Genomic DNA, 26,941 nt, shown 5'->3' with positions numbered 1-26,941 from the left:
GTCCCCCTGGCTCACGCCGCGTGTCCGCCGTCCACGGCGAACTCCGCGCCGGTGACGTACGTCGCCCCCGCCAGGTACGCCACCATCGACGCCACCTCGTCCGCCGTGCCGAACCGCCCCAGCGCCGTCATCGCCGCCTGGCCGGCCGCGTACGGGCCGGCCGCCGGGTTCATGTCGGTGTCGATCGGCCCGGGATGGACGAGGTTCGCCGTGATCCCGCGTCCGCCCAGCTCCCTGGCCAGGGCCTTGGTCATACCGGCCAGGGCCGCCTTGCTCGTCGCGTAGAGCGTCCCGCCGGGCCCGGGCACGCGCTGGGCCATGCAACTGCCGATCGTGATGATCCGCCCGCCCTCGGGCATCCGCGCGGCGGCGGCCTGGGAGGTCAGGAAGACCCCGCGCACGTTGACGGCGAGGACCCGGTCCACGTCCGCGAGTGACAGGGTCTCCAGCGGCCCGAGCACCCCGACGCCCGCGTTGTTCACCAGGACGTCGAGGCCGCCCAGCGCCTCGGCCGCCGCGCTCACGGCACCGGCCGCCTCGGCGGCGTCCGCCGCGTCCGCGCGTACCGCCACCGCCCGGCGCCCCAGCGCCTCCACGGCCCGTACGACCTGCTCGGCCGCCTCCTTGCCGTGCACGTAGCCGATCGCCACGTCCGCGCCCTCCCGGGCCAGCCGCAGGGCCGTCGCCGCACCGATGCCACGGCTCGCGCCGGTCACGAGAGCCACCTTGCCGCCGAGATTTCCTTGAGAAGTCATGTGTCCATCCCAGCGCCGGGACGGACCCGACGCTGGCGGTGAACGGACGTCGACGTGGATTTCCTCCGGTCCCGCACCGGAGGGAGCCGTACGGCCGAGCGATGAGTTGCGGGGGCCCACGGGATCTGAACCGATGACAACAGACCCGACCGTTCCAGAAGAAGGGCACCCGCCATGGGCCGGCTCGTCTCCACCCTCTTCGTCACCCTCGACGGCGTCTACCAGGCCCCCGGCGGCCCGCACGAGGACACCCGCGGCGGCTTCACCCACGGCGGCTGGAGCTTCCCGTACGCCGACGAGGACTTCGGCCGGTTCATCAGCGAGGTCTTCACCCGCCCGCGTGCCTTCCTGCTCGGGCGCCGGACGTACGACATCTTCAGCACGTTCTGGCCGAAGGTGACCGACCCCGCCGATCCGGTCGCCTCACAACTCAACGCACTGCCGAAGTACGTCCCGTCCTCGACGCTCAAAGACCCCGGGTGGGCGGGCACCACCGTGCTCACCGGCGACCTCGCCAAGGAGGTCACGGCTCTGAAGGAGCGCACCGACGGCGAGATCCAGGTGCACGGCAGCGGCGCCCTCGTCCGGTCCCTGCTGGCGCACGGCCTCGTCGACTCGCTTCATCTGCTGACCTTCCCGGTCGTGCTCGGCACCGGGTTCCGGCTGTTCCCGGAGGGCGCCGTACCGACCGCCTTCCGGCACGCCGGAGGCAGTGTCACCAGCACGGGCGTCTCGATCGCGACGTACGAGGTGGCGGGCCGCCCCGAGTACGGCGAGTACGCGCTGCCGGAGAACGCGTAGCCGTCCCGCCCCGGCACCCTCGTCGGCGGTACCGTCTCCGCCATCACGGCCGACGCGGCCCCCACCGCCGTCGGCCGCACCTGTACAGCGACCTGCCGTCCATGGGCCACGGCGGCCGGGCGAGCCTGCCCGGGCCTCGCACCCGGGCTGATGGCCCGGGTCGCGGAAGCCGTCGGCCGGACCCGCTGCCCCGGTGGGCCGCAGCCCTGCTCCGCCCGCGGCCACCAGGCGCCTCGTGGCGGCCGGGGGGCGTACGAGGGTCTGTTGGCAGAGGCGTGTCTCAGGCCGCGGTGGACGGTGTCGCGCCTGCCTATTGCGCAAAGAGGAGCGAGGATCCATCATCAGGAAACCTGTTATTTTAAAGTTGTAGTGAAGGGGTCGGGGCATGCCATTGAGTCCCAGAATCCAGGCCAGAGGGATCCAACTGCTGCTCGGTCGGACGATGTCGCGGGTCCACAAGGACCTGCGCTTCGCGGACATCCCGAAGCGCACCGAAGCCCTCCTGCCGGAGACCAGCGCCGGTCCGGTGCCGTGCACCGTCTACCGCCCGCCGGCCGACACCGGAACTCCCGCCCCGGTGTACGTCAACTTCCACGGCGGCGGTTTCGTGGTCGGCCGCCCGGAGCAGGACGACCACATCTGCCGTTACATAGCCGCCACGGCCGGCTGTGTGGTGATCAACGTGGACTATGCCGTCGCTCCGCAGCGGCAGTTCCCGGTCGCCGTCACCCAGGCGTACGACGTCACCGCGTGGATCGCCGAGAACGGCCCCGTGGGCGGCTGGGACGGCTCGCGCCTTGCCGTGGGCGGACACAGCGCCGGGGCCAACCTGACGGCTGCGGTCTGCCGCATGGCCCGGGACCGCGGAACCTTCTCGCCCCGGCTGCAGATCATCGACTCCGCACCGCTGGATCAGGTCGCCGACCCGGCCACCAAGCAGTCCCTCATCGCCAAGCCGCTGCTCAGCCCGCAGCTCATGCGCGTCTTCACGGCCGCCTACGTCCCCGACCCCGCCCACCGCGCCGACCCCCTCGTCTCACCCGCACTGGCCGATGATCTCGCCGGACTCCCTCCCGCCCTCGTCATCACCGCGGAGAACGACCGCCTGCGCGATGAGGGCGACGCCTACGCCAAGGCCCTGGAGGCCGCCGGCGTTCCGGTCATCCACCGTGTCTTCGAGGGAGTCGATCACTACTTCACCCACACCGGTCCGGTACCGGCGGGGAAAGCCGCCATCGACATGATGGCAACCACCCTGCGCACCGCACTCAGCCCCTGATGCCAGCCGGCCGAGGCAGGCGCATTCGGTTGCGGCAGGATGAGACACGGCGCAGGCGGGTGTCGGGGCGGTCGACGGCCCGCACCACGAGTAATCCAGGGGCGCCGCCCACGACTTCTTCGACTTCGACCAGGCGTTGGTCTCGTTCTTGGAGGATGGTTCGCTGCATCGCCGACATCAAGTCAGGTGTCGCTTCCCAGCTGAGCCCATGCTGAGGCGGCGGATACCAAGACTGCGCGGTGCGTCGGCATCGGGCCCACATGGACGGATCGGCGAAACCTGCGTTTTCCCGACCTGACAGCAGCACACTCCGTGTATGGACGGAAGGTTGCATTGGGAGCTGCTTGCTCGGGACCGGCAGGGGTTCGAGGACGGGGTGGCGATCCTCCTCGGCATGGTCTATTCCGGCTTGCGACATGTGGATGGCTCAGGCGGGGACCGCGGGGAGGACGCTGTCCTGCTGTTACCCGACGGCAGGCGGCACGTCTTTCAGATCAAGAGCTTCACAGGTCGGTTGACCTCTGCCAGGCGTCGGCAGGTGCGGGAATCGCTGGACCGTGCGGCACAACACGGCCCGGCATCCTGGACCCTCGTCGTGCCGCTCGATCTCACTCCGGGCGAGTGGGACTGGTTCGACAGTCTGCGTGATGCCTATCCGTTTTCGCTGGAGTGCCACGGCCTGCAATGGCTGAACAGCAAAGCAATTGAGTATCCGGCCATTGGAGGCCTGTTCCAAGCCCCGCGACCACGGTTGCATGGGTGGCCCCGTGTGGCAGATATCGGGCCTGCCGATGCTGGAGTTCCCGTGGGTGAGGGCGGAGAGGTTCCCGCCTATGTGCCACGTGACATCGATCCCGCCCTTCGCGCTTGGCTACGCCAAGCAGGGGAGTCGGGTGGGGCGATGGTGGTCCTGGGAGATTCCGTTGCGGGCAAGACCCGGACTCTTTATGAAGCCCTGCGAGCCGAGTTGCCGAGCCACTGCTTCGTGCGTCCCGCAAACCCCGCCGACGTGCCCCAGCTGGCCGAAGGCATGATCGCGGCAGCCGAGCCGTGCGTGCTGTGGCTCGATGAGCTGCACCGCTCTCTCGATCACGGATGCGGCCTCATTGCCAGCGGACTCGGGAGACTCCTCCGCTCTGGGTCAATTGTCCTCGCCACCCTCGACGGAGCGGCGTACGAATACTGGTGCCGCTCGGACGTGGTGCGCCAGATGCGGTCGTTCGTACTCGACCGGCGGTGGAGTGTGGCCGAACGCCAGAGGGCCCGTATGTCGCAGGATCCGCGCGTAGCACGGGCGGCGCTGGCGGATCCTGTCATCGGAGTCGCCGAGTACCTCGCCGCAGGCCCCTGGCTTTGGCAAGAACTGAGGCTGGCAGATCGCGTGGGTGGGCAGCCGCGGGGAGCTGCCTTGACCTGGGCCGGCATCGATCTCATCAGAACGGGCCTGGAGGGCCCGTTCCCCACTGAGCTGCTGCTCGACGTCCACGCGCCCTACCTCGTCGACAGCGGCGGCCCAGTGGTACGTCCGGAATCGGCGGAAGACGCGCTGGCCTGGGCAGGGAAGACGCGCTTCGGAGTCAGCAGCATGCTGCTTCCCGCGGGCGACGGCGTCTGGAAGGCCCACCCCCAGCTGGTCGCCACAGCCCAGGAGGCGGGTATCCCGGTCCATCCGTTCACCTGGTTCCAGGCGGTGGGGGCCACTGATGACATCGACGACATGTTCACCGTGGCGCTCAATGCGAGCCGCCACGCCCCTTCCTTGGGTGTGTTCCTATGGCAGTGCCTTGCGGACGCCGGCATCCTCAGGGCGGCGAACAACCTCGGTGTCACCCTGGCCGACCTCGGTCGGCATGAGGAAGCCGAGCAGGTGTATCGCACAAAGGCAGACCTGGAAGATCCCTGTGTCCTTCTGAACCTCGGTAACTTGCTGTGGAAGACCGGCCGATATGACGAAGCGGCCGAGGCGTACCGTGAGTCAGGCACGCGAGGGCATGCGACGGCCTGGAACAACCTGGGGCTGCTCTTCCGCGAGCGGGGCGAGCTTGCCCACGCCGAGACATGCTTGCGCAGTGCGGCTCTGGCGGGCGCGGCTGATGCCGAGTTCAATCTCGGGGTGCTCCTGGCCGACCTTGGCAGACCCGAGGAGGCCATGGCGGCGTATGCGCGGGCCGAGGTCGCCGGTGACCTCGACGGCCTGGTCAACTGGGGGCTGCTTCTTGCTGAGGAGGGCCGGTGGGCGGAAGCTGAGCCGTTGTTCCGGCGGGGTGCTGAAAGAGGCGACAAGGATGCGGTGTTCTGCCTGGCGAATGCCCTCAAGGCGCAAGGGAGTCCGCAGGAGGCCACAGACTGGTACCACCGTGCGATCGGCACTGGCGACGCCCGAGCCCGGTACAACCTGGCGAACCTTCATCGGGACGATGGCCGGCCAGACCTCGCGGAGCCGCTGTACCGCAGCGCCGCCGAAGCCGGAATCACCAGCGCCTTATACAACCTGGCCCTGCTCCTCGAAAGACAGAAGCGCCTTTCCGAGGCTGAAGCCCTTTTGCGTCAAGCCGTAGAAGGCGGATGCTCGCAGGCGCTCTTTCACCTTGGCGAATTACTGCGCCGTACGGACCGCCCGGACGAGGCCGCAGCGCAGTGGCGGCTGGCCGCTGACGCTGGTGACCCTACTGCGGCGATCGCACTTGTCACAGTCCTCACCAGCCCTTCTGACCGGCCTTACCTCTGCGGAGTGCTCGGACGTGCAGCAGATGCCGGAGACCAGGACGCCGCTCACCTCCTCTCGGTCCTGGAGACCCTGGAGGCCTCCTCCGGGCGCATCAGCGCCGGTCAGCACCTCTCAGGCCATCGATGATGTCGGATGGGGACAGGAATCGGCCGATCACTCGTCCTGGAACGGTGGGATCTGACGCATGGCCAGCCTGAAACCGTTGCGACGGCGAGAGACGGAACGTGCCGCGCCCTCGGTTCCGGGCTGCGAAGAGCGGGGGTTTCCGTGGGATCTGGCTCGCCCCGCGGCCGATGTGGGTGGTCTGCGGGGCGAGCGTATCGATAGGAAGAGGTGCCTCGAACTGCCGGGCTCACTTGCCCTGCAGGGTGTGGCCGGTCCGCTCCACGACTTCACAGACTGACGCCGGGGACCCGTGCCTGACTGAACGCGGATCGGGCCTCAGGCTTCGTCTCGCTGTTCCTCGACGCCTCGGTGGGGAAGCCGGCTTGTTCGACTCCGGCTCAGCAGCCGTAGTCGATCAGGTCGAAGGAGGCGTAGTGGTCCGCCGTGTAGTAGTCCTCCTGGTGCTCCTCGCCGGTGACGATGCGGCGCGCGCCGCGCGTGGAGGAGCCCGGCGTGATCACGGTGTACTCGTGATAGTAGCCAGAGGACTGACCGGGCAGGATGCCTTCCCGGTTCTGGAAGACGGTCCCGTCCTGCGAGTAGGGGTAGGGGCCACCCTGCTCGATCAGCTCGAGGGTGTCGTACGCCTGGGAGGGCAGGTCGCTGTAGCAGATGCTGCCGACCGCGGCGGCCGCCGGGGTCGCGGTGACGGTGCCGCCGACGAGGAGGGCGGACAGGACGGCGGCTGCGGCGCCGATGCGGGTGATTCGTGGGGGGAATCTCATGCCCTCATGATGACGCGCGTAGACAGTGGCATGTCAATGACAACTCTGCAGGATTTCCCCTCAAGTTCGATGAGTTTGCGCGGAGTTGACCCGCGACCCGGCGTCACCACGTTGCCCGGCCGCGTCCGTGAACGCCGGCCGGAGGTCCGCCCGGGTGCTCAGGCGGACTTCCGGCTACCGGCCGCCGCGAACAGGGCGACGCCCAGCACGAGCAGGGTGACGCTCGCGTAGATCTCGTAGCCGTCGAGGAACCCCAGTCGTTGCACGAGGCCCCAGTTCCAGTCGGTGAACTCGTGCACCAGGCCCGCCGCGCCCTGCACGAGGGCGAGGAAGCCGAGAATCTCCAGCACTTGCTTCATGGAAGACAGCCTCGCCCCGCGGACCCCCCACGCACATCGGCCGCGGGGCGGGCGCCTGTCGGACGGAAGTCCCTCTTCCGGCCCGGCCGGCCGCGCCGAAAGTCTGCGACGCGGTGACTTTGGTCGGCGATTCCGGCCGGGGCGAGGTGAACGGACCCGTTCCTGCGTAGATTTGCCGACCGTGAGTGGTGACGACGCGGGGCAGGCCTCCCCGGTGCGGACGGGCGAGACACCTGCGCTGTTCACCGGGCGCAGATGGTTCATCCCCTCCGCCCTGCTGCACGAACTCGACCCCGACGCCGCGCGTGCCGGGCGAAGACCCCGGCGCACCGCCCGCGACTGGGTCGTCGACTTCTCCTGCTTCGTACTGGCCGTGCTGGTGGGCGCGGCCGCCATAGAGGCGCTCAACGACAACCCCCATGTCCCGGAAGAGCTGGCCGTCGTCGACCAGTTGATCGGGGCGCTGGCCTGTGCGGCCGTCTGGCTGCGCCGCCGCTGGCCGCTGGGGCTGGCCGTGGTGATGACGGTCGTCACCTTCGTCTCGGACACGGCGGGCGGGGCGGGGCTGATCGCCCTGTTCACCCTCGCCGTGCACCGTCCCTTCCGCTACGCGGCCTGGGTGGGCGGCATCAACGCGGCCGTCACCCCGCTGTACTACTGGGTGCGGCCCGACGCCGACATCCCCTACCTGGTGAGCGTGGTCATCGCCGTACTGCTCACGGTGGCGATCGTCGGCTGGGGCATGTTCGTACGGGCCAAGCGGCAGCTCATGGTGAGCCTCAGGGACCGGGCCCGGCGGGCCGAGACGGAGGCCCGGCTGCGGGCCGAGCAGGCACAGCGGCTCGCCCGTGAGGCCATCGCGCGGGAGATGCACGACGTGCTCGCGCACCGGCTGACCCTGCTGAGCGTGCACGCGGGCGCCCTGGAGTTCCGGCCCGACGCGCCCCCGGCGGAGACGGCGCGGGCGGCGGGGGTGATCCGGGAGAGCGCGCACGAGGCCCTCCAGGACCTGCGCGAGATCATCGGCGTCCTGCGGGCGGGGGAGCCGGACGACACGGGGCGGCCGCAGCCGACGCTGGCGGCGCTGGACACGCTGGTCGCCGAGTCGCGTGAGGCCGGCATGAAGGTGGCGCTCGACCAGCGGGTCGACGCCGCCGCCGCCGTGCCGTCCTCCGTCGGCCGCACCGCGTACCGGATCGCCCAGGAGGGTCTGACCAACGCCCGCAAGCACGCGCCCGGCACGGAGGTCACGGTGACCGTCACCGGCGGACCGGGCGCCGGCCTCACCGTCTGCGTGCACAACCCGCCCCCCGAGGGCGAGGTACCGCCGGTTCCCGGCTCGGGCCAGGGCCTCATCGGCCTGACGGAACGGGCGACCCTGGCGGGCGGCCGCCTGGAGCACGGCCACACGCCGGAGGGCGGGTTCGAGGTACGGGCGTGGCTGCCGTGGGGCTGAGTTGCGGCCTCGCGGATCCTTCCCCATGACCCCCTGCCCTGAACGGAGTTGACTTGGCCGGGGCGGTGGCTGATGGTTGTGCCGCCTTCAGCACCGTGAGTAACGGAAGGAACCTGCACGTGAGTTTCGGGGGACCCACCAATCCGTACCAGCCGCCCGGGCCGCCGAACGGCGGGCCGTATCCGCCGCCTCCGGTCAACGGCCCCTGCGTACCACCGCATTACCTGCCGCCTCACCCGGGCCCGGCACCGTACGGCTACCCGCACCCCCAGCCGTACCCCCCGCACCTCCAGCCGTACCCGTACGTCCCCCAGCCGGGGCCCGGCACCCGGGCCCCGGGGTGGGGTGGTGCGCGCGGTGGCGAATGGCCGTCCGTGCGCGCGCTGTTGCGGCAGGGGCGGCCCCGGATCTCCGGCTGCATGTGGCTGGTGCTGCTCGCTCCGTGCACCTGGTTCGCGGTCCTGCCGCTCATGCTGTGCTACTCGTTCGCGCGCTCGGCCCGCGTCCGGGCCCACCGGCTGTTCCCGCGCACACACGGGGCCGCCGAGGACCGGCATGTGACGCGCGTGCAGAAGGTGCGGGCCTGGACCGCCGCCGCCATGTCCCTGCTGCTGCTCGCCGTGTACGGCAAACCGGAGGACGTCGCCGAAGTCCAGGAGCAGTACATGATGAGGCTGGTGGTCACCCCGCCCCTGCTGCTCCTGAGCGCCCCCGTCGTGATCGCGGTGTTGTTCCGGTGGGCGTCGGCGGAGACCAGATCGGCCATGCGGGTACGGGTACGGGCGGCCCTGCGGTCGGCCGGCTGGTACGTCGGTGCCGTGACGGCCGTGCCCCTGCTCGGCGGGGTGATCGTCCTGCTCGGCCAGGACCGGACGCCCGCCTCCGCCTCGCCGGGCGCCGCCCCGTGGCTGATTCTCGCGGCCGCCCTGCCCCTGGCCTGGCTCGTGTTCTTCGTGGGTTTCGCCACCGGCCCGGCCGTCCGCACCGGCTTCAACACCGCGGCCGTGCACGCCGCGCTCCCCGCCCTGCTGACCGGCACGCTGGTGTGGGAGTTCGCGGCCATCAGCCTGCTCGCGGGCGGCCTGCCGCCCGGGCCGCCGGTGATCCGGGCCCTCGCCGTCATCGGCGGTCCCGCCTCGGTGACGGCGGTGGTCTGGTGGGAGATCAGCCGCCTGCGCGCCCGGTACGGAGTGGCGCTGCGCGCCTGAGCCCGCAGCCTGTCAACTTACCGTTCCCCACAAGGCGTTGGCGCGGACCATCGCACGTCCGCGCCCCGCATCCGCCCCGACCGTGATTACGTGAGGCCCATGACTGCGATCAGACTGCTCCTCGTCGACGACGATCCGCTGGTGCGGGCCGGACTGTCCTTCATGCTGGGCGGAGCCGACGACATCGACATCGTCGGCGAGGCGGCCGACGGCGGCGAGGTGGAGGCGCTCGTGGACCGCACCCACCCGGACGTCGTGCTCATGGACATCCGGATGCCGACGGTGGACGGCCTCACGGCCACGGAGCGGCTGCGCGCCCGCAAGGACGCCCCGCAGGTGGTGGTCCTCACCACCTTCCACGCCGACGAACAGGTCCTGCGGGCGCTGCGCGCGGGCGCCGCCGGATTCGTCCTCAAGGACACCCCGCCGGCCGAGATCCTCGCGGCGGTCCGCCGCGTGGCGGCCGGCGACCCGGTCCTGTCGCCCACCGTCACCCGCCAGCTGATGCAGCACGCGGTCGGCACCGCCGCCGACACCCGCCGCACGCGGGCGCGGGAATGCATGGCCGCCCTCAACGACCGCGAGCGCGAGGTCGCCGTCGCGGTCGGCCGGGGCCTGTCCAACGCGGAGATCGCCACCGGCCTCTTCATGAGCGTCGCCACGGTCAAGACGCACGTCTCCCGCATCCTGGCCAAGCTCGACCTCAACAACCGCGTACAGATCGCGCTGCTGGCCTACGACGCGGGCCTCCTGGAGGAGGAACAGGAGGGCCACTGACCGTCTCGCCGGTCCGCCATCACGCCGCCCGTCGGCTCGCCGTCACGCCGCCCGCGGGCCTGCCGATTCGCTGCCCCGCCCCGCCCATCGGCTCGCCATCGCGCCGTCCGCTGGCCTGCCGCCCCGGCGGCCTGCCGGTCCGCCTCCGCCAGTCCGCCGCCCCGGCGCCCGACGACGCGCCGTCACGCCATCCGCTGGCGGCGCCCGACGACTCGCCGTCTGCTGGCCTGCCGCCCCGCCGCCCCGCCGGTCCGCTGGCCTGGCGGCCTGCCGGTCCGCTGGCCTGCCGGTCCGCCGTCCCGGCGTCCGTCGGCTTGCCGTTACGCCGTCTGCTGGCCTGCCGCCCCGGCGGCCTGCCGGTCCGCCTCCGCCAGTCCGCCGCCCCGGCGCCCGGCGACTCGCCGTCACGCCGTCTGCCGCCCCGCCGCCCCGCCGGTCCGCTGGCCTGGCGGCCCGCCGGTCCGCTGGCCTGGCGGCCTGCCGGTCCGCCGTCCGTCGGCTTGCCGGTCCGCCGTCTGCTGGCCTGCCGCCCCGGCGGCCTGCCGGTCCGCCTCCGCCAGTCCGCCGCCCCGGCGCCCGCCGTCTGCTGGCCCGCCGCCCCGCCGCCCCGCCGCCCCGGCGCCCGACGTCTGCTGGCCCGCCGCCCCGCCGGTCCGCCGTCACGCCGTCTGCTGGCCCGCTGGCCTGCCGGTCCGCCAGTCCGCTGTCATGCCAGCCCGGCGGCCTGCCGGTCCGCCGTCACGCCGGCCGCCAGCCAGCCGTCACGCGAATGCGGAGGCCGCCCCGCCGGGGATCTCCGCGAGGTGTACCGGCCTGCGCTCCCGGCGCGACAGCTCGCACGCCTCGGCGACGCGCAGCGCCTGAAGGGCCTCGCGCCCGTCGCAGGGGTTGGCCCGCTCGCCCCGCACGACCTCGACGAACGCGTTCAGCTCCGCCTCGTAGGCGGGGCCGAAACGCTCCAGGAAGCCGGTCCAGGGCTTGTCCGCGGCGGGCGGCCCGGTCGGTTCGGTGGACGCGATCGGCGTACGGTCGTCCAGGCCGACCACGATCTGGTCCAGCTCCCCGGCCAGCTCCATGCGCACGTCGTAGCCGGCGCCGTTCAGCCGGGACCCGGTGACCGTGGCGAGCGTGCCGTCGTCGAGGGTGAGGAGCGCGGCGCCGGTGTCGACGTCGCCCGCCTCGCGGAACATCGCGGGCCCGGCGTCCGACCCGGCCGCGTACACGTCCGCCACCTCCCGGCCCGTCACCCAGCGCAGCACGTCGAAGTCGTGGATCAGCGTGTCCCGGTACAGCCCGCCGGACAGCGGCAACCACGCCGCGGGCGGCGGCGACTGGTCACTGGTCAGCGCCCGCACCGTGTGCAGCCGCCCCAGCCTGCCGGAGCGCACGGCCTCGCGGGCGCCCCGGTAGCCGGCGTCGAAGCGGCGCTGGAAGCCCATCTGGAGCACCGTCCCGGCCGTCTCGACCTCCGCGATCGCACTCAGGGTCCCCGGCAGATCCAGCGCGATGGGCTTCTCGCAGAACACCGGCAGGCCCGAGCGTGCTGCCCGACCGATCAGTTCGGCGTGGGCCGACGTCGCCGTCGTGATCACCACGGCGTCGACCCCCCAGCGGAAGATCTCCTCCACGCCCGGCGCGGCCGTCTCGCCCAGCCGATGCGCCAGTTCCTGGGCCCGCGAGGTGTCCGCGTCCGTGAGGATCAGGGAGCCCACGTCGCGGTGCCGGCTGAGCGTGTTCGCGTGGATCGTGCCGATGCGGCCCGTACCGATGACGCCGATGCGCATGGAAACAAACTGCGTGCGCAGCCCGCCCCTGTCAATCTGAATGTCCGGACAATCTGACTACACAACTTCCCGTCAACAACGCACAGAGCTACGCTCGGCCCGTGCCGAAACCAGAAGTGGACCCGACCGTGCAGCTCGAGCTGAGCGTGGACCGCAGCTCTCCCGTGCCGTTGTACTTCCAGCTGTCCCAGCAGCTGGAGGCCGCGATCGAGCACGGCACGCTGACGCCAGGCAGCCTGCTGGGCAACGAGATCGAACTCGCCGCCCGGCTCGGCCTGTCCCGGCCGACCGTCCGCCAGGCCATCCAGTCGCTCGTCGACAAGGGCCTCCTCGTCCGCCGCCGCGGCGTGGGAACCCAGGTCGTGCACAGCCAGGTCAAGCGCCCGCTGGAACTCAGCAGCCTCTACGACGACCTGGAGGCGGCGGGCCAGCGCCCGGCCACCAAGGTCCTCGTCAACACGCTCGTCCCCGCCTCCGCCGAAGTCGCCGCCGCACTCGGCGTCGCCGAGGACAGCGACGTCCACCGCGTGGAACGCCTCCGCCTCGCCCACGGCGAGCCCATGGCCTACCTCTGCAACTTCCTGCCCCCCGGCCTCATCGACCTCGACACCGCCCAACTGGAGACCACGGGCCTGTACCGCCTGATGCGCGCGGCGGGCATCACCCTGCACAGCGCCCGCCAGTCGATCGGCGCGCGGGCGGCGACTGCGGTGGAGGCGGAACGGCTGGCGGAGGAGACGGGGGCTCCGCTGCTCACCATGCAACGCGTCACGTTCGACGACACGGGCCGCGCGGTCGAGTACGGCACGCACACATACCGCCCGACGCGCTACTCGTTCGAGTTCCAGCTCCTTGTGAGGACTTGAGCAGGGCGCGCTTCTTGGGGGCGCGGGGACCTGCGTGATCAGCCCCACGCGCCCGCACACGGCAATGGTGGGTTGTTCCCCCGCTCCGCACCCTGCCTCCCCGTGAGGCAGAATCGGCGGCGATGAGCACCTACCGCGACTTCACCGCCCCCATCGGCTCCCGCCGTGCCACCGTGCTCCGCACCGTCGGCACCCGGGAGCGCCGCTCACACCTGACGGCGCCCCGCGTACCGACGGTCGGCATCGACATCGGCGGTACGAAGGTGATGGCGGGCGTCGTCGACGCCGACGGCAACATCCTGGAGAAGGTCCGCACGGAGACGCCGGACAAGTCCAAGAGCCCCAAGGTCGTCGAGGACACCATCGCCGAGCTGGTCCTGGACCTCTCGGACCGGCACGACGTGCACGCCGTCGGCATCGGCGCGGCCGGCTGGGTCGACGCCGACCGCAACCGCGTGCTGTTCGCCCCCCATCTGTCCTGGCGCAACGAACCGCTCCGCGACCGCCTCTCGGGCCGGCTCTCCGTACCGGTCCTCGTGGACAACGACGCCAACACCGCCGCCTGGGCCGAGTGGCGCTTCGGCGCCGGCCGCGGCGAGGACCACCTCGTGATGATCACTCTCGGCACCGGCATCGGCGGCGCGATCCTGGAGGACGGGCAGGTCAAGCGCGGCAAGTACGGCGTGGCCGGCGAGTTCGGCCATATGCAGGTCGTGCCCGGCGGCCACCGCTGCCCGTGCGGCAACCGCGGCTGCTGGGAGCAGTACAGCTCCGGGAACGCCCTGGTCCGCGAGGCGCGCGAGCTGGCCGCGGCCGACTCGCCGGTGGCGTACGGGATCATCGAGCACGTCAAGGGCAACATCGGCGACATCACCGGCCCGATGATCACCGAGCTGGCCCGCGAGGGTGACGCCATGTGCATCGAGCTGCTCCAGGACATCGGCCAGTGGCTCGGCGTCGGCATCGCCAACCTCGCGGCCGCCCTCGACCCCTCCTGCTTCGTCATCGGCGGTGGCGTCTCGGCCGCCGACGACCTGCTGATCGGCCCCGCGCGGGACGCGTTCCGCAGGCACCTGACCGGGCGCGGCTACCGTCCCGAGGCCCGTATCGCCCGGGCCCAGCTCGGCCCCGAGGCCGGCATGGTCGGCGCCGCCGACCTGGCCCGGCTGGTCGCCCGCCGCTTCCGGCGCGCCAAGCGCCGCCGCGTGGAGCGCTACGAGCGCTACGAGCGGTACGCACAGTCCCTCCGCAGTACCCAGGAGACGCCGTGACCGCATCCCTGCCGCACCAGGGCTCGTGGCCGGACGGAGAGGAACGCCCGGCCGAGGACCACCGTCACATGATCCGCCGCAGGGCGCTCACCCTGCTGATCATCGTGCTGCTCATCGGCGTTCCGGCCGGCTACCTGGTGATCTCCGCGAACCAGAGCCGCGACAGCGGCAAGGACAAGGAGGCCAAGTACTCGGCGACCGGCCTGACCGCGGGCTGGCCGTCCAAGCTCCAGCGCCGGATCTACCAGGTGCCCGTCCCGCACCCGGCCTGGCACGTGGCGTACTACGAGACCAACAACTGGAAGACCAGCCGCCTGTACGCCCAGTTCGAGACCAACGCGGCCGGTCTGGACGCCTATCTGACGGGCCTGGGCGTGACCCGGGACGACCTGGAGAAGGGCCACATCACCATCGGCGCCCGCGACCGCAAGATCACCGGCTGGAAGTTCCCCGAGGGCGACTCGTGGTACGGCTTCGTCCACCGGCAGAAGAACCCCGCACCCACGCACGACGTGGTGGTGGACCTGTCCAACCCGGCGTATCCCTGGGTGTACGTGGTGTCGCGGACGGTGCCCTGACCCGCGGCCCGGCTCGGGCGGCCCGGCCGCCGGGGCCGATTGTCAGACCCCGCCCGTAGAGTCGGAGACAACTGATTCCGACACGCGGGGCGGGAGGTGACAGGACGGATGGGCGACACGGCTGCGGTGGCCGAGCAGTCGGGGGACGCGACGGTCCCCGTCCGGCTCCCGGCCGTCTTCCTGCCCGCCCCCCTCCCGCGCGACGGGCGCATCGCCTTCTGGGATCCCGCGGGCGAGTCCCTGCCCGCCGAGGTCACAGAACTCACGGAGGACACCGAGCTCACGGTCGTACGACGGCACGGCGCCGCGGTCCGGCGGCGGACCACCCCGGCGCTGTCCCTCCCGCTCGACGAGGCCCTGCCGCTCCTGGTGCGCGCCCGGCACGACCCCGCGGCCCACCCCGCCACCGCCTGCTGGGGAGCCGCCGCCCTGCACGCCCTGCGGCTCACCGCGCGCGGCCGGCTGCTGCCCGGCCTGACCCCCACGGGTCACGACGCCTGGCGCGCCGGCCCGCTCGACCCGGACGACATCGCGCACCTGCGCGCGGTCGCCGCCGCCCTGCCCTACGAGGGGCACGCCGTCCCGCTGCCCGGCCCGGGCCCGATCCGCCTCCCCGAACCGGAAGCGCTGGTCCGCGCCTTCCTCGACGCGGTCGCCGACACCCTCCCGCGCACCCCGGCCGCACCCCACGCCACCGGCAGACCCTTCGCGGCCCGCGACGCCCAGCACCTGCCGAAGGCCCACGACTGGGCCGCCGAGGTCGCCGCCGGCATGGACGCCGGCGTGCGGATCTCCCTCCGGCTGGACCTCTCGGCGTACGACCTGTTCGACGAGGCCTTCGACGGCGGCGCACGCAGCGCCGGCGCCGCCGTCGTGCAGGTGCACAGCCTCGCCGACCCCACCCTCGTCGCCGACGCGGCGGCGCTGTGGGCGGGCGAGGCGGACGACGCCTTCGGCCCTCGCGCCCGGGTGGACGCGGCCCTCGCCGTCCGCCGCGCGGCCCGGGTCTGGCCCCCGCTCGACCGGCTCAGCGACCAGGACGTGCCCGACGTGCTGGCACTGACCGAGGAGGAGCTGAGCGACCTGCTCGGTGTCGCGGCCACCCGGCTCGCCGCGGCCGGCGTCGCCGTGCACTGGCCACGCGACCTGGCCCAGGACCTCTCGGCCGCCGCGGTGGTCCGGCCGGCCCCCGGCTCGGCGACCGACGGCACAGGCTTCTTCGAGAGCGAGGATCTCCTCCAGTTCCGCTGGCAGCTGGCGCTCGGCGGCGACCCGCTCACCGAGAGCGAGATGGACGCCCTCGCCGAGGCCCACCGCCCGGTCGTCCGGCTGCGCGACCAGTGGGTGCTGGTCGACCCCGCCCTCGTCCGCAAGGCCCGCAAGCGGGACCTGGGGCTGCTCGACCCGGTCGACGCGCTGTCCGTCGCCCTCACCGGCACCGCCGACGTGGACGGCGAGACGGTCGAGGCCGTACCGGCCGGCGCGCTGGCCACCCTGCGCGACCGCCTCACCGCGGGCGTACGCCCGGCCGCGCCGCCGCCTGGCCTGCGCGCCACCCTCCGCGACTACCAGCTGCGCGGCTTGGCCTGGCTCGACCTGATGACCTCCCTCGGCCTCGGCGGCTGCCTCGCCGACGACATGGGCCTCGGCAAGACCGTCACCCTCATCGCACTTCACCTGAAGCGGGCCCGCCGCGAGCCGACCCTGGTGGTCTGCCCGGCCTCCCTGCTGGGCAACTGGCAGCGGGAGATCACCCGCTTCGCCCCCGGCGTCCCCGTCCGCCGCTTCCACGGTCCCGACCGCAGCCTGGAAGGCCTGGACGGCGGCTTCGTCCTCACCACCTACGGCACGATGCGCTCCGCCGCCCCCGCCCTGGCCGGGCAGGCGTGGGGCATGGTCGTCGCCGACGAGGCTCAGCACGTCAAGAACCCCTACTCGGCCACGGCGAAGGCGCTGCGCACGATCCCGTCGCCCGCGCGCGTGGCCCTGACCGGCACACCCGTCGAGAACAACCTCTCGGAGCTGTGGGCGCTGCTCGACTGGACCACCCCGGGGCTCCTCGGCCCGCTGAAGTCCTTCCGCGCCCGGCACGCCCGGGCCGTGGAGAACGGCGAGGACGAGGAGGCGGTGGAGCGCCTGGCCCGCCTGGTCCGGCCGTTCCTGCTGCGCCGGAAGAAGTCCGACCCGGGCATCGTCCCCGAGCTGCCGCCCAAGACGGAGACCGACCACCCGGTGCCGCTCACCCGCGAACAGGGCGCGCTGTACGAGGCGGTGGTCCGCGAGTCGATGCTCGCCATCGAGACCGCCGAGGGCATGGCGCGCCGGGGCCTGGTGCTGAAGCTCCTGACATCGCTGAAGCAGATCTGCAACCACCCGGCGCTGTACCTGAAGGAGGAGCCCGCCCGGGCCGCCGGCGACCGGCTCGCCGCCCGCTCCGGCAAACTCGCCCTGCTGGACGAGCTGTTGGACACGCTGCTCGCCGAGGACGGATCCGCCCTGGTCTTCACCCAGTACGTCGGCATGGCCCGCCTCATCACCTCCCACCTGGCCACCCGGGCGGTCCCGGTCGACCTCCTCCATGGCGGCACGCCGGTCCCGGAGCGGGAGCGCATGGTCGACCGCTTCCAGGCCGGGTCGACCCCGGTCCTCGTGCTGTCCCTCAAAGCGGCGGGCACCGGCCTCAACCTCACCCGCGCGGGCCACGTCGTGCACTTCGACCGCTGGTGGAACCCGGCCGTCGAGGAACAGGCCACCGACCGCGCCTACCGCATCGGCCAGACCCAGCCCGTCCAGGTCCACCGCCTGATCACCGAGGGCACGATCGAGGACCGCATCGCCGAGATGCTCCAGGCCAAGCGCGCGCTCGCCGACGCGATCCTCGGCTCCGGCGAGCCGGCCCTCACGGAACTGACGGACCGTGAGCTGTCCGACCTGGTCTCCCTGCGGAGGACACCATGACGCCCAGCCCGGCCGACGAGGCCCGCCGGGCCCTGCGGGCGGCCCGGGAGCGGGCGGCGTCCGACCCGCACCCGGCACCGGCTTCCCGTCCCGCGCCCTCTCCGGCCCCGGCAGCCGCCGGGCAGGAGGCTCCCCAACCGGCGGACGTCGCCCGTGAGGCACTGCGAAGGGCCGTGTCCGAGCACCAGGGCGCAGGCCCGGCGAGGGACATGGGCGCGCGGCGGGACGCAGAAGCCGTGGTGCTCACCGATCAGCCGGGAGACACCCCGCGGGACACGCCGGGAGCCGCGGAGCCGGACGGCTCCGGCCACCGGGGCGAGACGGGGGAGGCCCCCACCCCGACGGACTCGGCCGGCACCCCCGCCGGCGAGGAGGACCAGCCCGCCGCCCCACCCGAGAGCACGGTGACCACTCCCTCAGACGGCACCGACCAGCCGGCCCGCCGCGCGGCGGACATCGCACGCGAGGCGCTGCGCGCCGCTCGGGAGGACGCGCGGCGGGCACGGGAGGAGACGGAGAGCGAAGGGGCCCGGCGCCGGCGCGGGACCCGGCAGAGCCGTGTGGACGAGCGGGCGGCGGCCCTCCGGCGAGCGCGCGGAGACGCCGTCCGTGGGGAAGCGCGTGACGTACGGCAGGTGCTGTCCGACGCCTTCCGGATGCCCGCGGCGGACCCCGGCGGAATGCCCGAGGCCCCGGACGAGACCGGCGATGAGGACTCGCCCTCACCCGGCCCGGGCATGCCCGATGCCGCGAGCACCGCGCCGCCCCGTGCCCCCACCCGCTCCACCACTCCGCCCCCGGCCCCCCGGACCCCTGGCAACCTCCGCAGCCCCCTGGCCCCCCACTCCATGGCCGCTCCCAACCGCGACACCGAGCTCCGCCGTACCTTCCCCGCCTTCCCGCCCCGGGACCCGGACGGCAAGGGCTTCGCCGAGAGCTGGTGGGGGAACGCGTGGGTCGCCGCGCTGGAGCAGGGCGCGCTGGACACCAAGCGGCTGGAGCGCGGGCGCGGTTACGCCGGGCAGGGGCATGTCGACGCCATCACCGTGACGCCCGGCCTGGTGCTGGCGTACGTGCGGGGCAGCCGTCCGCGCCCGTACCGCGTGCAGGTGCGGCTGCGCACGCTCGACGACGCCGACTGGGAGCGGTTCCTGGACGCCGCCGCCGACCGGCCCGGCCACATCGCGGCGCTCCTGGACAAGGAGATGCCCCAGTCCCTCGCGGACTGCGGCGTGCCCCTGCTGCCGGGCCCGGGTGATCTGGAACCGCACTGCAGCTGCCCAGACCGGGGCCACCCCTGCAAGCACGCCGCCGCCCTCTGCTACCAGACCGCACGGCTGCTCGACGCCGACCCCTTCGTCCTGTTCCTGCTGCGCGGCCGGGGCGAACGCGAGCTGCTCGACGCGCTGTCCCGGCTGAGTGCCACCCGTGCGGCGCGCGCCGCCCAGGACAAGGGACCGGCGCCGCTGCCCGGAGTGCGGGCCGGTGACGTCGTCACGCCGCGCGCCCTCCCGCCCCTGCCGGCGCCGCTGCCCCCGCCCCCGCACCCCGAGCAGCCCCCGTCCTACCCGGCGGCCCCCGGCGGCCCGGACCCGTTCGCGCTGGACCAGCTGGCCACGGACGCCGCCGCGCGGGCGCACGCGCTGCTCACCACGGGCCGTGACCCGGTCGGGCAGCTGACGCTCTGGGAGGACGCGGTCCGCCTGGCCGCGGCCCGCCCCGGCTCGGGGCTCACCGCGGGCACCCGGGCGCTCTACTCCTCCCTCGCCACCGCGGCGGGCCGCACCCCGTCCGAGCTGGCCCGCGCGGTCGCCGCCTGGCGCCAGGGCGGACCGGAGGGCCTCGCCGTACTGGAGGAGCCGTGGGATCCGCCGGCCGGCCGGTTCGACCGGGCCCGTCCGCTGCTCCTGGCCGCCGACCTGCCCGCCTTCCGCCCCTGGCGCAACCACCTCACCCACCCCCAGGGCCAGGTCCAGCTCCGCCTGGGCCGCGACGGCCTTTGGTACGCCTACGAGTCCGAGCCGGGCCAGGAGGACTGGTGGCCCCGGGGCACCCCCGACCTGGACCCGGTCGGCGCCCTCACGGGCCTGGGCATACCGAGCGACCTCTGAGCCGGTGCGGTCCGCTCCGCGACAGGCCACCAGGGACCCCGCACGTAAACGATCAGCCGGCCGGGACGAGGCCACACCCGAACGCCTCGGCGGACGGTCCCGTCCGGAGAGCGGGACCGTCCGCCGAGGCGGTTGGGTGCGGCAGGGAACACGTCGCTGATGGGGCCTCGGCTGCCTTCACGCCCTCGGCCAGGGAGGCGAGTGTGGCGGTGTCGGCGCTGCGCCGGATGTGGATGAACTCGTAGCGTTCCTCCGCCGCTACCACGTCCTCGCCGCAGGCGACATGGGGGCGAATGAATGCGAGAGGTTCCCCACCACCCGGCCCCGTGCGGTCGCGGCCGCCCATCACCAAGGGCCCTGGGCGCTCGCGGGAGTTCACCCCATGAACTGAGCCGTCAGGCGCGTCGCCGGGCCCACAGCGGGGTGACGAATCCGATGAGGACGGCCGCGATGCCTATCTGGAAGACGTGGCGGATCCAGTCGATACCTCCGGTGTCGCGCACCCCGAACGCGGTGGCGAGCGCGTTGCCGGCGACGGCGCCGACGATACCCATGAGGACCGTCAGCCACAGGGGGATGGGCTGACGTCCGGGAACGACGAGCTTGGCCAGCAGGCCGATGATGAGGCCAGCGATGATCGCCCACAGGAACGACACGACAACTCCTTCCGTTCGTTGCCCTTTTCGGGCACGACTCCGTGTTCCCGCCGAAAGCCGCCATAAGCCTTGTCTGCCACATGGCCCTGCGCGCCGGTCAAGGGCTGCGATGCGAGGAGCCGCGGCCCGATCCCGTCGGCCACCGGAGCGAAGTGCTGAAACAGCGTGAGATCCCGGACACGGCGGAAACGTCAGCCAGAAACTGACGGCGGATCACCGCGAGGTTCCGAACTGCCGGCCGTCGCCTCCATGGCCGTCCTCTTCATCCGTAGCCATGAAGGCACAGCGGTCAGGTGTGAGAGAGGGCGAAGGAGACGAGGAAGCCGCTGACGGTGATCAGTCCGATGGCCAGATGGGCGTCGTCGAACGCTTCGGGGATCATCGTGTCGGCGATCATGGCGAGGATCGCCCCGGCCGCCACCGCGGTCATCGCGGCGATCACGGTGGGGGAGAAGGAACCGACCACCGTGTAACCGAGGACGGCCGACACCGTGCCGGCCGCGGCGATCGCCGCCCAGACGCCGAAGACGTACCCCTTGGTGCGGCCGGCCTTCTTCATCCCCGCCGAACTGGACAGCCCCTCGGGCACGTTGCTGATGAACACCGCGGCCACGGTCACGAGGCTGACCGCGCCGCCGTCGAGCAGGCTGACGCCGATCACTGCGGATTCCGGCACACCGTCGAGCAGGGCGCCGAGCGCGAGCGCCGTCCCGGACCCGCCCTGCTCGGCCTCCGAGGGCTGCGCCTGCGCGTGACCGGAGCGCTTGCGGTGGCGCGCGCCCCGGCGGGCCAGCCACACGTTGCCCGCGGTGTAGGCCAGGGCGCCGATGAGGGTGCCGACGGCCGCGGGAGCGAGGCCCGCCTGCTCGTACGCCTCCCCGACCAGCTCGAAGGACACCGCTGAGATCAGCACCCCGGCCCCGAAGGCCATCACGGTCGCGATCACCTTCTGCGGCACCCGCAGCCCGTATCCGAGCGCGGCACCGACCAGCAGCGCCGAGCCCGCCACCAGCCCCCACAATCCAGCCTGTACGACTTCAGCCATGCCGACCCGTCTACCCGCCGAGGGCGACGACCCACCCGGCTGTGCGCGCAAGTCCGGGCAGAGGTCTTCTCCCCGGCCGGCGCGGCCCAGCGGTCAGTATTGCTCGGTCTCCACGAACTCCGGGTCCCCGTCGTTGTGCGCGCCGAGGACGTCGGCGGCGGTCGGGTCGAATCCGGGCGGGCTGTCCTTGAGGTGCAGGCCCATGCCGGCGAGCTTCTCCTTGACCTCGTCGATGGACTTCGCACCGAAGTTGCGGATGTCCAGCAGGTCGGCCTCGGAACGGGCGACGAGCTCACCCACGGAGTGGACGCCCTCGCGCTTGAGGCAGTTGTACGACCGGACGGTGAGGTCGAGGTCCTCGATCGGCAGGACCAGGTCGGCGGCGAGGGCGGCGTCCGTCGGGGACGGGCCCATGTCGATGCCCTCGGCGTCGATGTTGAGCTCGCGGGCCAGACCGAACAGCTCGACCAGGGTCTTGCCGGCCGACGCCATGGCGTCACGCGGACGCATGGCCTGCTTGGTCTCGACGTCGACGATCAGCTTGTCGAAGTCGGTGCGCTGCTCGACACGCGTGGCCTCGACCTTGTACGTGACCTTGAGCACCGGCGAGTAGATCGAGTCGACCGGGATCCGGCCGATCTCCTGGCCGACCTGCTTGTTCTGCACGGCGGAGACGTAACCGCGGCCGCGCTCGACCGTCAGCTCCATCTCCAGCTTGCCCTTGCCGTTGAGCGTGGCCAGGACCAGGTCGGGGTTGTGCACCTCGACACCGGCCGGCGGCGCGATGTCGGCGGCGGTGACCAGATCCGGGCCCTGCTTGCGCAGGTACATCACGACCGGCTCGTCGTGCTCCGAGGAGACGACCAGCTGCTTGATGTTGAGGATCAGGTCGGTGATGTCCTCCTTGACGCCCGGCACGGTGGTGAACTCGTGCAGGACACCGTCGATGCGGACGGACGTGACCGCCGCACCCGGGATCGAGGACAGGAGGGTCCGGCGCAGGGAGTTGCCGAGGGTGTAACCGAAGCCCGGCTCCAGCGGCTCGATCACGAACCGGGAGCGGAACTCGTCGACGACCTCTTCGGTCAGGGACGGACGCTGAGCGATCAGCACGGGGTGTGGCCTCCAGGGGGTTCGGCGCCCGCTCTGTGACGCCGTAGACACCATGAAGGGTACGGGGGCGACCGGCGATGCGGTCGCCGCAGCCACGGCGCCGTCACCTGCCAGAGGAGGACGCAACCCGTTCACCGTGTGGAGTTCCGGCTGCTGATCGGGGAGATCCCGGATGCGTTCAGGCGAGTCGCGGCGAGCCACGGGGATCCCACCACGCTCGATGCTGCGAGAGGGACCAGAGCCGTCAGGTTGGGACCGGCCATGTGAGATCCCGTGAGAGATGAGAGGGTCTGACGGGTGAGCGAGACACAAGAGACCGTCTGTGGGCAGTGGTCCGGCGAGGTGACTGCACCGGTCGGCCAGAGCATGGACGTGCCGCCGGTTTCGCGCACGACCAGGACCGGTACGTCGTTCACTCTGCGCCGCACGGGCCGGCCGGCCGGGAACTCGTCCACGGTGCCGATCCGGTGCCAGCCCTCCGTGACCACGTGCGGCACTTCTTCGGCGTGGTTGGCGCCGGATGCCTGACGGTGGGCGAGGTGGCCGCCCAGCATGCCGCCGACTCCGACCGCCCTGGCCGGGCCGCGGCCGTCGCCGTCAGAGCGAGTACCGGCGGGCGGCCCAGCCGTTCGGCGGCCTCGCCCAGGTTCAGGTAGTCGGGGCGGAAGTCGTGTCCCCAGGCGGAGAGGCAGTGGGCCTCGTCCACGACGAACAGCGAAGGGCCCAGTTCCCGCAGCTGTTCCACGACACTGTCCTTGGTCAGCAGGTCGGGGGACAAGAACAGGTATTCGGCATCACCGTCGCAGGCCGGCGACCTGGTCGCGCTCCAGGGCGATCAGCGGCGACACCACGACCGCGGGTCCACCGAGCATGACGGTCGGCACCTGATAGTTCGCCGACTTGCCGGAACCGGTGGGCATGACGACCAGCACGTCGCGGCCCTCGAGCAGTGCCTCCATCGCCTCCGTCTGCTCGGCGGCCAGGTCGCTCCACCCGAACCGTTCCCGGGAGACGCGACGCAGCTCGGCGATCTGGTCTTGCAGGCTCATCGCGACGCCCCCTTCACGGCCCGGCACTCCTGAGACCCGGTAGGCCATCATTGCTGCGGGGTCGGGGCTCGGTCAGGCCGGTCGGCTGCGATTGCTGTGCCAGTCCAGTATCAGGACCGTGGCGTCGTCCTTGAGGTTGCCGTCGCAGGCGTCGAGCGCCGCGGCGGTCAGGGTCCGGACGGCTTCTCGCGGGTGCAGCGCGCGGGTGTCGTGAATGACCGAGCCCAGGTCGACGGCCGCGGCAGCGCGTTCCTGCATTCCATCGGTGAGCAGGACCAGGCGGTCCCCGGGTCTCAGGGGTAGTTCCTGCAGGCGGTAGGTGGTGGGTGCCGCCACACCGAAGGGCAGGTTGACGGCGAGTTTCACCTCTTCGACGGCGTTGTCACGCAGCAGCAGGGGCCGGGGGTGCCCGGCGTTGACCAGTTCGCACAGCCCCGTTTCGAGGTCGACGCACAGCAGCTGTCCGGTGGCCAGGCCGTGGCTGTGGCTCAGCAGGGCCTCGTGGGCGTGGCGGGCCTGCTTGAGGGCGTCACAGCCGCTGCGACGTGCCCGCCGCAGCGCGCCGACCAGCAAGGTGGCCAACAGAGCAGAGTTCGTGTCGTGGCCCATGGCATCGGTGATCGACAGGTGCAGAGTGTCGCGGTCGAGCGTGTAGTCGTAGGTGTCGCCACCGATGTCGTCGGCCGGGACCAGTCCGGCGGCCAGAGTGAACTGGGCCGCCTCACAGCAGGAGGCCGAGGGAAGCAACTGGTGCTGGATCTCCGCCGCCAGGCTGGTCTCGGTGGTGCGCCGGCCCTGGTGGTACAGATCGGTGAAGCGGCGGTCCGTGACGATGATGTAGGCCAGCGCGTGGGCCGCGTGGCGGACCTGGCGCAGCACGGTGTCGTCTGCGGACTGCAGGCTCACCTCCAGGACGCCGATGCAGTCGCCGCGGTTGGTGACGGGCGTGATGACGCGTCGTCCGCCCTGGCCGTCCGGTTCCACATTCTGGCGCTGGCTCTGCAGAACGCTGTCGTAGACGCTGCCCCGCAGGTCGATCGGCTCGCCAGGGGTGGCGGCCTCGTCACCGGTCGCGGCGAGGCGTACCAGCCGCTGGCCGATGAGGTCGACGAACAGGAAGGACACGGCCTCGGCACCGAACCGCTTCTGCAGGTCGTGTGCCACCACGTCGACGGACTCACCGGGCGGGGCCGCTTCCGCAGCGGCCAGCAACTCGCCCAGTTCCAGATCTCCACCCTTCACAGCAACCTCCTGTCGGTTGCCGTACCTTCTTCCCCGAGTCTGCGCAACCTCACATATTCTGCCCATTTTGCCTGGTCAGGGCGGTGTTCCAGATCGGTGCGAGCACGTCCCGCCTCCGTCAGGCGGCGTTCGTGGGCGATCGTGCGGCCGGTGCGTCGGCGGACCTGGGATGCAGAGGAAACAGCATGTCGACTGCATGGCGAGCGATCCGAGAACGGGCGGATGCCGCTCCGGTCCACGGTGGTTGCTCGACGCGGTGCCGGTGCGGCCCAGGCGCCGCAGCGAGGCTCTCAGGGGTGGTGAGGTGCTCTGAAGGCCACCTCCTTCAGTGGCGTCCTGAGGGCGCAGGCAGGTCTGCGATGGTTACCCCGCCCCTGAGGGGTACCCGCCTTCACGTAATGCACATAACGGGCAAATCGGAGGCCGGAATGGCAACGCATCCCAGGTCGGACATGGAAACGCACCCCGACATCCTCGCCATGCGCAGTCGACACGAGATGGCCGAGCGTGTCGCAAGTACTCCGAGGGCGCAGGCCGTCGAGGCGATGGCCCTGATCACGGGCCTCTACCTGGCGGCCTCACCGTGGATCGCGGGTTTCAACGGCTTTTCCACCCTGGCCGTCAACAACTTGATCGTCGGCCTCGCATACGCCGTGATCATGAGCGGTGGCTTTGGCCGGGCATACGAGCGCTCGCACAGCATGGCGTGGGCCGCTTGCGCACTCGGCGTGTGGACGATCCTTGCGCCCTGGGTTGTAGCAGGCGACGTCAGTACCACCAGGACCATAGTCAACAACATCATCGTCGGCGTGATCGCGCTCCTGTTGGCCCTTATGGCCGCCGCAGCCGCCCGCCCGGTGGATCGGTCGTCCGGCGATCGCTCATCCCCGCCCAGGTGATCGAGCTCAATCCGAGGATCATGGCACCTACCCCTACCGCGCTACAGGGAGCCGCCCATTGTCCGTGCTCTGCCCCCGTTGAGCCGCGTCCTGGCGGGGGCGGGTCCCTGTGCGGCACCATCTGTCGAGGCCGGTGGAGTGGCTTTGGGCCGGCTTTCAGCTGCTGGGCGACGCGGACAGTGGGATTCCGGGGCTGCGGGTGGCCGAGAGGTCTGCGGGCGCGCTGGTCAGCTGGACGGCCTCGGACGGGTTCACCGCGCTCGCCCGTGACCGGGCAGGCCGTGCAGCGAGCAGTGGCAGCATGCGGGTGATCGTGCAGGCCGCAGTAGCAGGGCTGCCGGTCCAGCTCGGGCACACCGTCACCGAAACGCCTGATGGCTCTGGCTTGGTGGTGCTCGCCCAAGCGTCCTGCCACGGGGCGGCGAGGGCAGCTAGGCACCGGCCCGCCTAACGCACTGGGCGCCGGCAGTGTGTGTATGCGGGGAGAAGTCGGCGTCGCTCGCGACGCTGTCAGCCGGCGGCGCCATCCCGCACGCCGGCACCGTGCCCACCCCGACCGCTCCCCGCCGAATTCGCCCCTGTAGCGCCCCGCTTCACGGCAGATCGTCAGGGAAGGCGGTGAGGCCGACGGGAGCGCAGGCTGTTACTGGGGGCGGCGTCCGGTGATGTCACCGCCGGGGTCGTCGGGTAGGGCTATGCGGGCGGTGATGCGTTTGCCGACCGGCTCCCGCTGGGCCTCGAAGCCCTGGGCGACGGCCATGACGATCTCCAAGCCGTGCTGCCCGACTCTGCCCGCATCGGCGGCCCGCGCCACTGGCAGGACGGGATCGCTGTCCCACACGACCACTTCCACGACGGCGCCAGTGATGCGCAGTTCCATCAGTACGGGCCCAGGGGCGTACTTGCGGGCGTTGGTTACCAGCTCGCTTACCACCAGTTGGGTCAGGTCCATCGCGCGAGCGGACACCGGCAGGCCGTGCTCCGCCTGGACACGGGCGAGGAAGTCCACCGCCCGGTGACGTGCCTCAGCGATCACGTGCCCGTCACCGTCCAGGGCGACGGTGTCCTGTATTTGAAGGACGTCCGGCATGACGCTGCCCTCACCCTCAGGGACTG

General features: G+C 72.0%; 21 protein-coding genes and 2 pseudogenes. 12 read left to right on the top strand and 11 right to left on the bottom strand.

Annotated elements, in window-relative coordinates; all coding sequences use genetic code 11:
• Window positions 1–11: 11 nt before the first annotated feature.
• Window positions 12–755, bottom strand: coding sequence for an SDR family oxidoreductase (locus tag AC07F0_RS24135; RefSeq protein WP_478981753.1), 744 nt, complete (start codon window positions 753–755; stop codon window positions 12–14).
• Between the two features lie 174 nt (window positions 756–929).
• Here AC07F0_RS24135 and AC07F0_RS24130 point away from each other — a divergent pair, with 174 nt between their 5' ends.
• The 3 genes from AC07F0_RS24130 (at window position 930) to AC07F0_RS24120 (ending at window position 5,689) form a co-directional block, all read left to right on the top strand.
• On the top strand, window positions 930–1,556 hold the full coding sequence (locus tag AC07F0_RS24130) for a dihydrofolate reductase family protein (RefSeq protein WP_478981751.1): 627 nt from the start codon (window positions 930–932) through the stop codon (window positions 1,554–1,556).
• Window positions 1,557–1,998: 442 nt separating this feature from the next.
• Complete coding sequence (locus tag AC07F0_RS24125; protein WP_478981749.1) at window positions 1,999–2,835, top strand: alpha/beta hydrolase; 837 nt, start codon at window positions 1,999–2,001, stop codon at window positions 2,833–2,835.
• 316 nt (window positions 2,836–3,151) lie between these two features.
• Window positions 3,152–5,689 (top strand): tetratricopeptide repeat protein, encoded by a 2,538-nt coding sequence (locus tag AC07F0_RS24120; protein ID WP_478981747.1) that lies wholly within the window; start codon window positions 3,152–3,154, stop codon window positions 5,687–5,689.
• A 377-nt stretch (window positions 5,690–6,066) separates the two neighbouring features.
• Here the strand turns inward: AC07F0_RS24120 and AC07F0_RS24115 are convergent, their stop codons facing one another.
• Together AC07F0_RS24115 and AC07F0_RS24110 are read right to left on the bottom strand one after the other, a co-directional pair.
• The gene (locus tag AC07F0_RS24115; RefSeq protein ID WP_478981745.1) at window positions 6,067–6,453 is read right to left on the bottom strand and encodes a guanyl-specific ribonuclease; all 387 of its coding nucleotides are present in this window, start codon (window positions 6,451–6,453) and stop codon (window positions 6,067–6,069) included.
• Window positions 6,454–6,611: 158 nt separating this feature from the next.
• Entirely contained in the window at window positions 6,612–6,812 is a 201-nt protein-coding gene (locus tag AC07F0_RS24110; RefSeq protein ID WP_478981743.1) for a hypothetical protein, read from the bottom strand.
• Window positions 6,813–6,993: 181 nt separating this feature from the next.
• On the opposite strand from AC07F0_RS24110, the gene AC07F0_RS24105 reads away from it, so the two are divergent.
• The 3 genes from AC07F0_RS24105 to AC07F0_RS24095 all read left to right on the top strand — a co-directional run bounded on the left by AC07F0_RS24105 (window position 6,994) and on the right by AC07F0_RS24095 (window position 10,253).
• A complete protein-coding gene (locus AC07F0_RS24105; protein WP_478981741.1) occupies window positions 6,994–8,268 on the top strand; it encodes a sensor histidine kinase in 1,275 nt (424 codons plus the stop codon).
• Window positions 8,269–8,387: 119 nt separating this feature from the next.
• The gene (locus AC07F0_RS24100; protein ID WP_478981739.1) at window positions 8,388–9,476 is read left to right on the top strand and encodes a hypothetical protein; all 1,089 of its coding nucleotides are present in this window, start codon (window positions 8,388–8,390) and stop codon (window positions 9,474–9,476) included.
• Between the two features lie 99 nt (window positions 9,477–9,575).
• Window positions 9,576–10,253, top strand: coding sequence for a response regulator transcription factor (locus AC07F0_RS24095; RefSeq protein WP_478981737.1), 678 nt, complete (start codon window positions 9,576–9,578; stop codon window positions 10,251–10,253).
• A gap of 761 nt (window positions 10,254–11,014) precedes the next feature.
• On the opposite strand, the gene AC07F0_RS24090 is transcribed toward AC07F0_RS24095, so the two are convergent.
• Window positions 11,015–12,037 carry a Gfo/Idh/MocA family protein gene (locus AC07F0_RS24090; protein ID WP_478981736.1) on the bottom strand — a complete coding sequence of 341 codons (1,023 nt, stop codon included), beginning with the start codon at window positions 12,035–12,037 and terminating at the stop codon, window positions 11,015–11,017.
• Window positions 12,038–12,165: 128 nt separating this feature from the next.
• Between AC07F0_RS24090 and AC07F0_RS24085 the strand changes: the two genes are divergently transcribed.
• From AC07F0_RS24085 to AC07F0_RS24065, 5 genes are all read left to right on the top strand, one after another.
• Complete coding sequence (locus AC07F0_RS24085) at window positions 12,166–12,903, top strand: GntR family transcriptional regulator (protein ID WP_436726369.1); 738 nt, start codon at window positions 12,166–12,168, stop codon at window positions 12,901–12,903.
• 122 nt (window positions 12,904–13,025) lie between these two features.
• Window positions 13,026–14,174, top strand: coding sequence for an ROK family glucokinase (locus AC07F0_RS24080; RefSeq protein WP_086562791.1), 1,149 nt, complete (start codon window positions 13,026–13,028; stop codon window positions 14,172–14,174).
• Window positions 14,171–14,752: a sugar kinase gene (locus tag AC07F0_RS24075; RefSeq protein WP_478981734.1), complete on the top strand. Its 582-nt coding sequence runs from the start codon at window positions 14,171–14,173 to the stop codon at window positions 14,750–14,752. Before AC07F0_RS24080 ends, AC07F0_RS24075 begins: the two co-directional genes overlap by 4 nt.
• Before the next feature lie 108 nt (window positions 14,753–14,860).
• On the top strand, window positions 14,861–17,710 hold the full coding sequence (locus AC07F0_RS24070; RefSeq protein ID WP_478981732.1) for a DEAD/DEAH box helicase: 2,850 nt from the start codon (window positions 14,861–14,863) through the stop codon (window positions 17,708–17,710).
• Window positions 17,707–19,821: an SWIM zinc finger family protein gene (locus AC07F0_RS24065; RefSeq protein WP_478981730.1), complete on the top strand. Its 2,115-nt coding sequence runs from the start codon at window positions 17,707–17,709 to the stop codon at window positions 19,819–19,821. Before AC07F0_RS24070 ends, AC07F0_RS24065 begins: the two co-directional genes overlap by 4 nt.
• Before the next feature lie 395 nt (window positions 19,822–20,216).
• Here AC07F0_RS24065 and AC07F0_RS24060 read toward each other — a convergent pair whose 3' ends face one another.
• The 6 genes and pseudogenes from AC07F0_RS24060 to AC07F0_RS24035 form a co-directional block, all read right to left on the bottom strand.
• Window positions 20,217–20,477 carry a GlsB/YeaQ/YmgE family stress response membrane protein gene (locus AC07F0_RS24060; RefSeq protein WP_307178423.1) on the bottom strand — a complete coding sequence of 87 codons (261 nt, stop codon included), beginning with the start codon at window positions 20,475–20,477 and terminating at the stop codon, window positions 20,217–20,219.
• A 289-nt stretch (window positions 20,478–20,766) separates the two neighbouring features.
• Window positions 20,767–21,522 carry a ZIP family metal transporter gene (locus tag AC07F0_RS24055; RefSeq protein ID WP_478981728.1) on the bottom strand — a complete coding sequence of 252 codons (756 nt, stop codon included), beginning with the start codon at window positions 21,520–21,522 and terminating at the stop codon, window positions 20,767–20,769.
• A 93-nt stretch (window positions 21,523–21,615) separates the two neighbouring features.
• On the bottom strand, window positions 21,616–22,635 hold the full coding sequence (locus tag AC07F0_RS24050; RefSeq protein ID WP_478981726.1) for a DNA-directed RNA polymerase subunit alpha: 1,020 nt from the start codon (window positions 22,633–22,635) through the stop codon (window positions 21,616–21,618).
• Window positions 22,636–22,962: 327 nt separating this feature from the next.
• Window positions 22,963–23,207, bottom strand: a pseudogene (locus AC07F0_RS24045) (Rieske (2Fe-2S) protein); the annotation flags it as partial.
• Window positions 23,208–23,215: 8 nt separating this feature from the next.
• Window positions 23,216–23,684, bottom strand: a pseudogene (locus AC07F0_RS24040) (DEAD/DEAH box helicase); the annotation flags it as partial.
• Between the two features lie 72 nt (window positions 23,685–23,756).
• Window positions 23,757–24,926, bottom strand: coding sequence for a PP2C family protein-serine/threonine phosphatase (locus AC07F0_RS24035; protein WP_478981724.1), 1,170 nt, complete (start codon window positions 24,924–24,926; stop codon window positions 23,757–23,759).
• A gap of 452 nt (window positions 24,927–25,378) precedes the next feature.
• Between AC07F0_RS24035 and AC07F0_RS24030 the strand changes: the two genes are divergently transcribed.
• Window positions 25,379–25,825: an SPW repeat protein gene (locus AC07F0_RS24030; RefSeq protein WP_478981722.1), complete on the top strand. Its 447-nt coding sequence runs from the start codon at window positions 25,379–25,381 to the stop codon at window positions 25,823–25,825.
• 643 nt (window positions 25,826–26,468) lie between these two features.
• Here AC07F0_RS24030 and AC07F0_RS24025 read toward each other — a convergent pair.
• On the bottom strand, window positions 26,469–26,915 hold the full coding sequence (locus AC07F0_RS24025; RefSeq protein WP_478981720.1) for an ATP-binding protein: 447 nt from the start codon (window positions 26,913–26,915) through the stop codon (window positions 26,469–26,471).
• Window positions 26,916–26,941 lie beyond the last annotated feature (26 nt).

It is taken from the genome of Streptomyces sp. NPDC045955 (genome assembly GCF_056430805.1).
This window is presented reverse-complemented; position numbering and strand designations above follow the sequence as displayed.

Bases quoted from the DNA above. Each gene is read 5' to 3' on its own strand.
- AC07F0_RS24135 (WP_478981753.1), bottom strand. From the start codon at position 755: ATGACTTCTCAAGGAAATCTCGGCGGCAAGGTGGCTCTCGTGACCGGC.
- AC07F0_RS24130 (WP_478981751.1), top strand. From the start codon at position 930: ATGGGCCGGCTCGTCTCCACCCTCTTCGTCACCCTCGACGGCGTCTAC.
- AC07F0_RS24125 (WP_478981749.1), top strand. From the start codon at position 1,999: ATGTCGCGGGTCCACAAGGACCTGCGCTTCGCGGACATCCCGAAGCGC.
- AC07F0_RS24120 (WP_478981747.1), top strand. From the start codon at position 3,152: ATGGACGGAAGGTTGCATTGGGAGCTGCTTGCTCGGGACCGGCAGGGG.
- AC07F0_RS24115 (WP_478981745.1), bottom strand. From the start codon at position 6,453: ATGAGATTCCCCCCACGAATCACCCGCATCGGCGCCGCAGCCGCCGTC.
- AC07F0_RS24110 (WP_478981743.1), bottom strand. From the start codon at position 6,812: ATGAAGCAAGTGCTGGAGATTCTCGGCTTCCTCGCCCTCGTGCAGGGC.
- AC07F0_RS24095 (WP_478981737.1), top strand. From the start codon at position 9,576: ATGACTGCGATCAGACTGCTCCTCGTCGACGACGATCCGCTGGTGCGG.
- AC07F0_RS24090 (WP_478981736.1), bottom strand. From the start codon at position 12,037: ATGCGCATCGGCGTCATCGGTACGGGCCGCATCGGCACGATCCACGCG.
- AC07F0_RS24080 (WP_086562791.1), top strand. From the start codon at position 13,026: ATGAGCACCTACCGCGACTTCACCGCCCCCATCGGCTCCCGCCGTGCC.
- AC07F0_RS24070 (WP_478981732.1), top strand. From the start codon at position 14,861: ATGGGCGACACGGCTGCGGTGGCCGAGCAGTCGGGGGACGCGACGGTC.
- AC07F0_RS24065 (WP_478981730.1), top strand. From the start codon at position 17,707: ATGACGCCCAGCCCGGCCGACGAGGCCCGCCGGGCCCTGCGGGCGGCC.
- AC07F0_RS24055 (WP_478981728.1), bottom strand. From the start codon at position 21,522: ATGGCTGAAGTCGTACAGGCTGGATTGTGGGGGCTGGTGGCGGGCTCG.
- AC07F0_RS24030 (WP_478981722.1), top strand. From the start codon at position 25,379: ATGGAAACGCACCCCGACATCCTCGCCATGCGCAGTCGACACGAGATG.
- AC07F0_RS24025 (WP_478981720.1), bottom strand. From the start codon at position 26,915: ATGCCGGACGTCCTTCAAATACAGGACACCGTCGCCCTGGACGGTGAC.